Source organism: Armatimonas sp. (assembly GCF_031410135.1).
Classification (GTDB): Bacteria; Armatimonadota; Armatimonadia; order Armatimonadales; family Armatimonadaceae; genus Armatimonas.
In genome coordinates this window covers 1-10,153 of the sequence record NZ_JANNYP010000288.1, presented here as the reverse complement: position 1 = coordinate 10,153, position 10,153 = coordinate 1, and the positions used below count along the sequence as shown (strand labels likewise).

The window sequence follows — 10,153 nt, the reverse complement described above, 5'->3', positions numbered from 1 at the left end:
GCAAGACCATTGAGGCGATGTGCGGGGCGGGTGACGAGTACGAGTACCCCTTGCCCGGATCGCACCAGAGCGGCGTCTGTAGCGACGATTGATCTAGGTCGCGGATATTCTGGCCGGGAACGGGTGTCAGGGGAACGATCTTGCCGTCGGCGAACCCCGGGCTGCTTCCCTCACCGTGAAAGCCCGCCGACATGCAGAGCAACTGGCCGAGGGTGATGTCGGCTTTCCGGGGATCGTCGAGGGGGAATGCCTCCGGGAGAAACTCGCGCGTGAAGACTTTCGTGTCGAGCCCCTGGGGGATCTTGTCTTTGAACTCCTTGAGCATGATGCCGCAGGCAATGCTCGTGAAGCACTTGCCGGTCGAGGCCATGTCCGGGTTGCACGTCCGGCTTGCTCGCCCCGCGTAGTTCTCCGAGACCAGCCAGCCGCGCCTGACGATCACGAGCCCCGAGTTTGCGCTGCACCGCTGGCACTGCTCCCACGCCTGCTCCAGCCGCGTCTTGTCTACACCCGCTTTTTGCCGAAGCGCCTTCGCATCCTTGAGAGTTCGCCAGCCGCCGGCACTATCCGGCGGCGGAAAGTAGTTGTCCATGCGGCGATTGTACCAAAAATATGCTATCCTGATAGCCAGGAGAACAGTCGTATGCCCACTCTGCTAGAAAGAACTAAGACCTACCAGCGCTTCCCTCCCGAGCGCGTGATCGGCACGATGAGCCTTGAGGAGTGGACTGCGTATTTAGAAAGCTCCAAGCACAAGTCTCACTATATCTGTGGGGAGGTGGTGGAAGTGGCCGGAGCAAGCCCAGAGCATAATTTAGTTGCCATGAACATGGCTCTTGCGCTTCGCAATAGCTTGGATGCGCAGGATGCGCAGGATGCTGACTGTGATGTCTTAGGGAGCGACCAGAAAGTCTATGTCGCGCCGGAACTCTACTATTTTCCTGATCTCTGTGTGGTCTGTGGCGAGTGGAAGGTGGATCTGCACGATGCGCTCCAGAACCCCTGCGTGATCGTCGAGGTGCTCAGCCCCAGCACCGAGGCCGATGACCGCACCGATAAGTTTCGGGAGTACCAGCAGATTGCCAGCCTGCGCCACTACATCCTTATTGACCAGAGCCGCGTTGCCGTGACTCACTTTAAGAAGCTCGCGCAGGGCCTCTGGGCGATTGTGGGGGACTTTCGTGCTCTAGACGACACGCTCAAAATAACCCTGGGCACAGCGACAGTCGAAGTTACCCTAACGCAGGTCTACCGGCGCGTGGCATTTCCCGAGACCACGTAAGCTACTTGCTCAGTGGTACTTCTTCTCGCCTGCCGGGATCTCGATCTTGAGGTAATTGGCAACGGGTGGCAGAGGACAGGTCGCGAACTCAGTGACGGCGCAGGGGGGATTGATGGCTTTATTGAAGTCCAGCACGACCTTGCCATTGGTAGGCTTTTCGGTGTCCAGAAAGCGCCCGGCGGGGTAGGTGGTTTTGCCGCTGGTGAGATCGCGGAAGTTGAAGAACAGCCCGGTGGGTGTCCCTTGCGCCTCCAGACGACAGAGCCGTCCGTTGAGAGGGAAAGTGACGTAGCCAGGGCAGGGGACAGGCTGGATGTCGCCTAAAACATTAGTGATGTCCATCGTCTTGCCCTGCGGATACGGGTGGAAGGTCGCCGTGATCTTGTAGCCCTCATCGGGGGCGTACCACTGCTGACCCTTGAAGCTCTTTCGCGCCGGGCTCTCGCTGTCGTAGACACGCACCCCGAGCCGCTTGCCCCGCTGGAGAAGCTGCGCCGTCACCGAGCCTTGCGTGAGTCTCTCCGTGCTATTGGGCTTGAGCAAGCGCCGCTCGCCGCTGGGTGTGTAGAGGCGAACGGTCTCTCCCTGCCGTACCAGCTTACCAAGCGCACGGAGCGCGGGAGGGAGCGCGTTGTCGCCCTCGCTCAGCCAGTAGAGACCCACCACACTCAGCCAGCCCCCGTCACTAAGGAGCCCGGTCTCCTGCGCCTTGCGAAAGGTCGTAAGCTCATCGGAATATGTCTGCATGCAGGTATTATACGCCCCATGAAGCTCTTTGAACTCGATGCACTCTCTCCCGATGCAGGGGGCGAGCTCTGGAGCGGCTTTCGCCGTGTGGGGAGCCCGACTCTGCGCTTGATGGGCGGTCAGCACGCGGTCTTCTTCGATGGCAAGGGCGACACCTACGAGCACGCAGCGCCTGCCGAGTTGTGCGGTGCGCACCCACGGAGCATCGAGGTCTGGGCATTTAAGGAATCGGTGCGCGGCGATGAGGAGACGCTGGTTGGCTGGGGGCGACGCGGTGGCCCTACGGCGACGAACATGGCGCTGAACTGGGGCAACAACGGTGCCTACGGTGGCGCGACCCACTGGGCGGCGGACATGGGCTGGCACGGAGCCCCCAAAGCAGGCCAGTGGCACCACCTGGTCTACACCTACGACGGCAAGACCGCCCGCCTCTACGACAACGGGGCGGAGAAGGCCAGCATGGACATTCGCCTCGCGACCCCCCAAGGCTTCCCGATTCGCCTCGCGGTGCAGAATGCCGCCGATGGCAGTGCTGCGTTTAAGAACGAGTACAACGGCTCCGCGATGTCGGGGCCAGTGGGGATCGCGTTGCTCCGGCTCCATGACTCCGCCCTGAGCGAGGCCGAGATCCAGACGGCATTCCAAGCCGATCAGGAGCGCTTCAAGGCGGTCGCGCCGCTGACCTTGACGAAGCTGCGTGAGGGTGGCGTCACGAAAATTTCGGCGGGCGGGCTCACGCTGACCGTCTCCAAGAGCGAGGGCAAGCCGCTGGGCCTTGTCGCCGATGCCACGGGCTTTGATTTTTTGCCCACTGACCGCTTGCTCACGCGCCTCGGGGAGGGCTTTCACCACCTGGGCGATGTTCTGGTGCGTGCCAGCGGCCCGGTGGAGACCAAGAAAGAGTGGCTCTCGGAGCGTGGGCAGCTTGTCTTGCGCGCTACGGTAACCAACAACGGAACCGTTCCCGTGGAGCTGGGCGCGGTGGGCTTTCCGGTGATCTTCAACAACATCATCTCGGATCGCGACCTGCCCCAAGCACACGAGAAGTGTGTGTTCTTCGATCCCTATATCGGCCAGGACGCGGGCTATCTACGCGTGACACGGCTCTCCGGTGCAGGGCCTGCGCTCGCGGTGATCCCGGATGGCAAGACCCCGTTTGAAGCCTACCAGCCCCTGCCCGAGCCCATCCGTCCCAGTCAGACCTTCGAGGGCGCGTATGCCTGGCTAGCGCACAGCGCCGCCTATGCCGAGAAGGAGTGGGGTAAGGCAACTCCCTGGAATGTTCCCACGAAGGCGACGCTTGCGCCCGGCGAGTCCCGCACCTACGGCCTGCGCTTTGTGCTCTCGGAGAGCATCCGGGGGCTGGAGAAGGCGATTGCGGCGGCGGGGCGGCCCGTGGCGGTGGGCGTGCCGGGCTTTATCGTCCCCCAAGACAGCGATGCCAAGCTGATCCTCAACTACAGCAAGCCCGTAAAGAGCATGACGGTTGAGCCGTCAGGGGTACTGGAGCTTAAACCCGCCGGAAAGACCCCTGCGGGCTGGGCGACCTACGCCGTAAAGGCCACGGGCTGGGGACGGGCGCGCCTCACCCTGACCTACGCCGATGGCCTGACTCAAACCGTCCACTACTGGCTCACCAAGCCCGCCGCACAGGCCGTCGCGAGCCTGGGCGAGTTTCTCTTCACCAAGCAGTGGTACGAAAAGTCCGGCGACCCGTTTGGCCGGAGCCCGTCAGTGATGAGCTACGACCGTGAGCTCAATCAGATGGTTGAACAGGACAGCCGCGCCTGGATCGCAGGCCTCGGCGATGAGGGCGGTTCGTCGTGGCTGACGGCGGCGATGAAGCTGTTTTTGCAGCCCGACCCGGCGCAGGTCGCACAATTCGAGCGCTTTGTGGACGGTGTCTTGTGGGGAGGCTTACAGTACTCCACCGGCCCGAACAAGTACGGCGTGAAGAAATCGCTGTTCTACTACGATCCCAAGGCACTCCCGAGCTTTCCCTACCGCAAGGACATCAACTGGGGCTCGTGGACCAGCTGGAGCAAGAAGGCCACCGAGGACATCGGGCGGGGCTTCAACTACCCGCACGTGGTCGCGGCCTACTGGAGCCTCTACCGCATTGCACGCAACACGCCGGGCATGACCAAGCGCCACGACTGGAAGTGGTACTTGGAGCAGGCATTCCAGACCACGAAGTTTCTGTTCTCGGGACGCGTGGGCTACGCCGAGCTGGGGCTGATGGAAGGGACGGTCTTCCTGCGCCTGCTTAAAGACCTGCAAGCCGAGGGCTGGAGTGCGCAGGCCAGCGAGCTGGAGGCTCTCACGAAGAAGCGTGCCGAGAAGTGGCGCAAGGAAGCCTATCCGTTTGGAAGCGAGATGGCCTGGGACTCGACCGGCCAAGAGGAGGTCTACGCCTGGACTAAGCACTTCGGTTACGACGATAAGGCAACCGTCTCGATCAACTCCATTCTAGGTTACATGCAGCCGATCCCGCACTGGGGCTACAACAGCAACGCCCGGCGTTACTGGGACTTCCTCTACGGCGGCAAGCTGTCTCGGATCGAGCGCCAGATTCACCACTACGGCTCCGGGATGAACGCGCTCCCCGTGCTCACCGAGTTCCGCACCCACCCCGATGACACGTATTTGTTGCGGATCGGCTACGGCGGGATGATGGCACCCCTGAGCAATATAGATCAAGGCGGGTTTGCGTCGGCGGCGTTCCACTCCAACCCGGACACGCTCCGCTGGGACGACTACTCCGGCGACTACGGCCCCGGCTTTTTAGGCCACGCCCTCAACACCGGCTGCTATATCGTCAACGACCCCGAGCTCGGCTGGCAAGCCTTCGGCGGCGCACTCACGCAACGTGGGACGACCATCACCGTCACCCCGCAAGACAGCCTCCGTCAGCGCGTCTTTGTCGCCCCCCTCAAGCTCTGGCTGGTACTCGATGCGGGTCAATTCGAGAAATTGACATTGGACACAAAGACAAAATTCGTCACCCTCACCTTACCCCCCAAGACTGAGCACGCTCCCGTCGCCCGGCTACGGATCGAAGGCCAGCACAAACCCATCACTAAGCTCCCCACCGAGCGCGGCGCGATTGTGATTGCACTGGGAGTGCGAAACAGCATTCCTCTCCGCTTGTCGCAAGGAAGGTGAGCGCACCGATACGGCTCGGAGTTTGGCCATGGCGGCGGCGAAGGCTTTTCCTAGGGCAAGCTGTCCGGTAGCGTCGTAGTGGACGGTATCAGGCATCAGAGAGAAGCCGTCGGTGGAGACCATCCTCGTGTTCTTCATCGCCTCGGGCTTGCCCGAGGTTGAGTCGCAGGCAGCCATCTGCTCGCGTAGCTCTTTGCGGTGTGTGAAACGGGGGGCGGGTGGTTCGTGTGGCAAGACCTGACCGAAGACGAGCGGGAGATCCGTGGCACACTGCATGTCCTCGGTGAGCCGTCGGCGGAGGCGGTTCAAACTTGCTGCGTAGGCTGTCGCGGAGTCTTGGTGCTTGGCATCCTGCTCACCCTGCATCCAGACGAAGCCACAGACCCTCGGGGTAAGTCCCTGCTCACGCAGATGTTGGAGGCCGCTCTGGAACTGCCGACACATCTCCGTGTAGAGGGTGCCCGTGTTTGTATCGTCTGGCCTCTCGCCGGGGTAGAAGTTCCGTCGGCTCGCTGCCGGTTCGCCACCCACCCAGCTGTTCCCATCCCAGCCGTGGTGCAGCGGCATCCCGCTTGCATGGTACTTGATGAGATAGAGGGGGCGCTCAGTGGTTACCGTACCCAGAGCAAATCCCACCTCCGGGCCGAACTCCGTGGGCCGTGCGGAGGTCTTGGTCGTGCCTAAGATGAGTGGCTCGAACGCCTTGCCGGTCCAGAAGAGGGTGTTCGGAAGCGCTCGTGGCACGTCGGCGGGAAGGTCTGCGATCTCGCCAATCCCCTGCATGTTCGACTGCCCCCCGAGTAGATAGACATCCACCTGTCTGGTAGATTTCTCTTGCGGGGGCAGCCGGTCGGGCCACTCGACCGGCTGCTTTTTTGCCTTATCCATCGGTAGCTGTGCATCTAGTGCGCGTAGCCGCTCACCGAGAACCTTGGCCAGCTCGTCCGTCTTATCAGGTTGGACTGTCGCTAGGTCGGTCGTCTCCCCAATGTCATTGTCTAGGTTAAACAGCTCCCGTTTCCGGCTGATGTGGTGGTAGATTAGCTTCCACGGCCCCTGGCGAACGGCGCTGAACGGCGTGCCACTGTACTGATGCGGGAAGTGCCAGACGAATGCGCGCTCGGGCGAGGTTCCTCCGCTGCCTTTCAAGAGCGGCACAAAGCTCTTACCATCTACGGCTTGCACGGTCGTTGGCTTCGTTATCCCGGCCAACTCCAGAACCGTGGGGAAGAAGTCTTCGACGACGACCGGGTTGGTGTTCACGGAGCGTGGCTTGGTAACACCGGGCCACTTTGCGAGCATCGGTACCCGGATCCCTCCCTCGTAGGGCGTGATCTTGTGGCCCCGTAGTGGCAGGTTCTGAGGACACTGCGACGGTGAGCCATTATCGGAGAGGAACAGGAGGATAGTGTTCTTGTCCACATGGAGCCGCTTGAGGGCATCCATGACATCACCGAGCGACTTGTCCATTCCCTCGATCATCGATGCCAGTGTGGCTTCGAAGGGCTTCAGGTCCGCATCTAGGTACTTCTGGTAGAAGCGGGTGTCTTTCTCCCACGGGGCGTGGATGGCGTAGTGGGACAGGTAGAGGTAGAAGGGTCTCTTCGCGACGACTGACTTCTCCATTGCCTTGAGTGCTTCTTGGGTGATGACCTCGGTCAAGTACACGTCTTTTCCGTGGTAGGCGGAGAGTCCGGGGACATCCCAGATCGTGTCTGGGGGATTGGTGCGCCACGCCGCGCTAAAATTCTTCTCACCCCAGTAGCTGCCCGGACCACCCGCAGCATGCCCGGCAATGTTCACGTCGAATCCCAGATGCTTGGGATCTTCCCCCGGCGTGTCCTTAGCTCCGAAGTGGGCCTTGCCTGCGTGGATGGTATGGTAGCCCACGGCCTTGAGCAGGGCGGGCAGGGGCGTGATGCGCGTCGTCCGCGCGGCACTCGCCTCGGTCGTGACCCCGTTGAGATTCCACAGAGGTGGCTCAACAAACTTGCTCTCGTTGTCTGGGGAGCGATCCTTGCGTAGCGTCCAGTTGGTCACCCGATGGCGAGCGACATTCATCCCAGAGAGCATACTGACCCGCGAGGGGGAGCAGACGGCGGAGGCATAGGCTTGGGTGAACTTCATCCCCTCGGCGGCGAGCCGCTCCATGTTGGGGGTATGGTAGCGCCTATTGAGCTCCGTCACTTCTGTGTGAAAGGGGACGGAAGTCTCCTGCCAGCCCATGTCATCCACGAGGAAGACAATGATGTTTGGCTTTTTTGTGTCTGCCAGAGTGGGGGCACACACGAAAAAAAGCAGTGAGATTGCGAGGGTGATAAGTTTGAAATGCACAAAAACCTCCCTAGCATCCTATCAGACCTCTCCTGAGTCTCTCTCAACTTGTTGCGGCTCTGCTGAACTTAGCCGTCTCAAGGCACACTGACGGGAATCGTTGTCGGTGGCCTGAAAGTCCACCTCTGAGCCGCGCAAGCGCGAAGCAGGCCGAGTCCGCAGAAAAACCCAAGACCACAATTAAGTCCTGCACCCAGGCTTACTTACTGAAACGCTGCTGATACATCGCCTCGTGCATGCCGGAGATGCCGTTGAAGGGGCTCCAGACGTTGTAGATCGCGGGGTCGTCGTAGCGGTATGCGAAGACGACGCCGGGGTTGGGGAGGATTTTTTCTGCCTTTGCTCCACGTAGCACCCAGAGCCGGGAGTCGCGGAACGTGGGCGGGTTGGGGCGCTCGGCGGGGAGCTGCAAGAGGGCTTCGAACACACTGCGCAACTTGGGGCGCAGGGCGCTGTAGGCCAGGCCCGCCTCACTCGCCGCTAACTCGCGCTGCTCCGCCGTGAGCTGGCTGAGCAGGCTCCAGTGAGGGCGTGCTTGCTCGGCACGAATAATGGGCCACTCGGTAAGATCATAGCGTGCGATGAGGGACTGCGCGACGTGGGAGGAGTCGAGGGCGGCAACCGGGAGTGAGCCCATCTCCGCGATCTCATGGATCGTGAGACTGCCGTTTTTGCGCTTGGCGGCTGACCAGCGCTCGCGGAGGCGCTGGGGAATCTCCTGAGGGCGTGCGGAGTAGTAGTCGGGTGTGCGGAAAGTAACCCAATCCTCACTCTTGCCCCAGTGGAGCCGCAGGGAGTCGCCGACGGTGCAGAGTGCCTGAAAGGTGCTTTTCTTCTCCACCGAGACCGGGGCGCTGAGGCGCAGAAACTGGTCGCCGATAATATCCTGACCCGTGGCTTTGTGCAGCGCCGCCAGCGCATCTGCCTCGATAATCTTGGGGCCTTCCGTAAACTCGTCGAACTCCGGGAAGCTATGGCGCTTGAGCGTGCAGCTTGCGGCAATGCTAAGCGAGACGAGCTTTTGCAGCGCGGGGTCTCTGGCGAGGGCTTTGTTGCGAGCCGCATTGTCTATCGCGGCATTGGTGGGGGTGGGAGCAAAGGCAAGGGGGAGCCCGATCCCGCCCTCGTTGCTCTGAAAGTAACCTCGGAGCGTCCACGCGTCCTGCTTTTTTTCGAGCTGAAGCGTACCCTTGAGCGCCGTGAACGGACGACGCAGAGTGGATTTACCTGTAATCGGGTCTTGAAAGGCGGCATCGGCCTGTCGCTTGATATCTGGGGAAAGCGCTCCCTCGGGCATCAGATCCCACTCGTAGACTTCGCCGCTACGGATCTTGCCCAGCGCATCAGGGGAGAGCTGCTGAAAGCGTGTCAGCAGAGTATCCGCACCCTGATCGAGCCAGCCGAGCTTGAGCCACTCGTCGAAGGTGGTGGGGTCTTTGCTGATTTTCTCCTGAAGCTGCTCGCGTCTGGCCTTGCGCTGCTCCGGCGCGAGCTCTGAGAGCCGCTGTAGGCTCTTGACGCCCTCCTCGATCTTGGTGAGCATGGCATCGCGGTCTTGCTGGCGTAGGCTTTCTTCTAAGAGCTGGCGGCTCAGGGACTGGGTCAGCTCATAGGAAAACTGCGGCTCCTGGCCGGTGCGTCGCCACTCAAAGCCGAAGTGCTTGGCAAGCTGGCGCATCACCTCCCGCAGAGGCCGCGCCGTGCAGTAGAGCGTCACTTCATCGTCGGCGACCCGTGGGTTGGCCGTGAACGTGATCCCCGTTTCTTTAGTGAGCTGCTCACAGAGCTGAGAAAATGGCTGCGCTTTTATGGCGAGTGTCATGGTTCGCACCAGCCGTGCATCTACAATCGCCTGCTCTTTTTGCGCCGCCTCCAGCGCCGTCCCTATCCCCTTTTCGGTTGCCGCAATCGCCGGAAGCGCGACTGTGATAAAGTCATCGCCCCCCGCCACCGAGCGCCACAGAGCCTCCTCACGCTGCTTCAGCTCAGGAGCTGCCAGGGGAGGATTGAGATAGAGAAGGTCGTCCTGTCCGCCGATTGAAGTCTCCGGCGGCGGTAAAGTACGGTTACCCTCTGGGTGCGGACGGGGGAGCTTGTGTGTGTAGCCCGTGGCGGGCTTGGTTTCCTTTGGCGGCACGGCGTTTACGCCGTGCTGTCGTTGCGAAAGTGCAGGGAGAGCCGAAGCGTTTTTTGGATGTGGGCGAAGCGCCACGACTTTTGTCGGTTGCTTTACGGCAACGGGACGAGAGAAATACAGAGCCGCACCCACTCCACTGGCAAGCGCAACACCAAGAACGGGCAGCTGCCAGGCAAACGCACGATGGGGCGTTTGCGTGCGGGGCAGGAGCAAGAGCAGCTCGTCGTAGGTGCGAGTGGACGAGGGCGCAAACGCCCCGTCGCGCTTTTGCCTGGCAGCTGCCCGTTCTTGGTGTTGCGCTTGCCAGTGGAGTGGGCATCGTTCTTTATTTCTCTCGTCCCGTCGCGGTAAAGCAACCCACAAAAGTCGTAGCGCTTCGCCCACATCCAAAAAACGCTTCGGCTCTCCCTGCACTTTCGCAACGACAGCACGGCGTAAACGCCGTGCCGCCAAAGGAAACCAAGCCCGCCACGGGCTACACACACAAG

The 10,153-nt window shown here is 61.4% G+C and carries 6 protein-coding genes; 2 read left to right on the top strand and 4 right to left on the bottom strand.

Going from position 1 to position 10,153, the window contains the following annotated elements:
• The coding region (locus RMO15_RS10480) for a serine hydrolase domain-containing protein (RefSeq protein WP_309711666.1) at positions 1 to 592 on the bottom strand (592 nt) is incomplete at its 3' end.
• Positions 593 to 643: 51 nt separating this feature from the next.
• Between RMO15_RS10480 and RMO15_RS10475 the strand changes: the two genes are divergently transcribed.
• On the top strand, positions 644 to 1,282 hold the full coding sequence (locus tag RMO15_RS10475) for a Uma2 family endonuclease (protein ID WP_309711664.1): 639 nt from the start codon (positions 644 to 646) through the stop codon (positions 1,280 to 1,282).
• Between the two features lie 9 nt (positions 1,283 to 1,291).
• Here RMO15_RS10475 and RMO15_RS10470 read toward each other — a convergent pair whose 3' ends face one another.
• On the bottom strand, positions 1,292 to 2,029 hold the full coding sequence (locus RMO15_RS10470) for a DUF1684 domain-containing protein (RefSeq protein WP_309711661.1): 738 nt from the start codon (positions 2,027 to 2,029) through the stop codon (positions 1,292 to 1,294).
• A gap of 18 nt (positions 2,030 to 2,047) precedes the next feature.
• On the opposite strand from RMO15_RS10470, the gene RMO15_RS10465 reads away from it, so the two are divergent.
• Positions 2,048 to 5,194: a DUF5695 domain-containing protein gene (locus RMO15_RS10465; protein ID WP_309711658.1), complete on the top strand. Its 3,147-nt coding sequence runs from the start codon at positions 2,048 to 2,050 to the stop codon at positions 5,192 to 5,194.
• On the opposite strand, the gene RMO15_RS10460 is transcribed toward RMO15_RS10465, so the two are convergent.
• Both RMO15_RS10460 and RMO15_RS10455 read right to left on the bottom strand, forming a co-directional pair.
• A complete protein-coding gene (locus RMO15_RS10460; protein WP_309711655.1) occupies positions 5,078 to 7,528 on the bottom strand; it encodes a sulfatase-like hydrolase/transferase in 2,451 nt (816 codons plus the stop codon). The genes RMO15_RS10465 and RMO15_RS10460 overlap by 117 nt on opposite strands.
• Positions 7,529 to 7,727: 199 nt before the next feature.
• The coding region (locus RMO15_RS10455; RefSeq protein ID WP_309711653.1) for a hypothetical protein at positions 7,728 to 10,153 on the bottom strand (2,426 nt) is incomplete at its 5' end.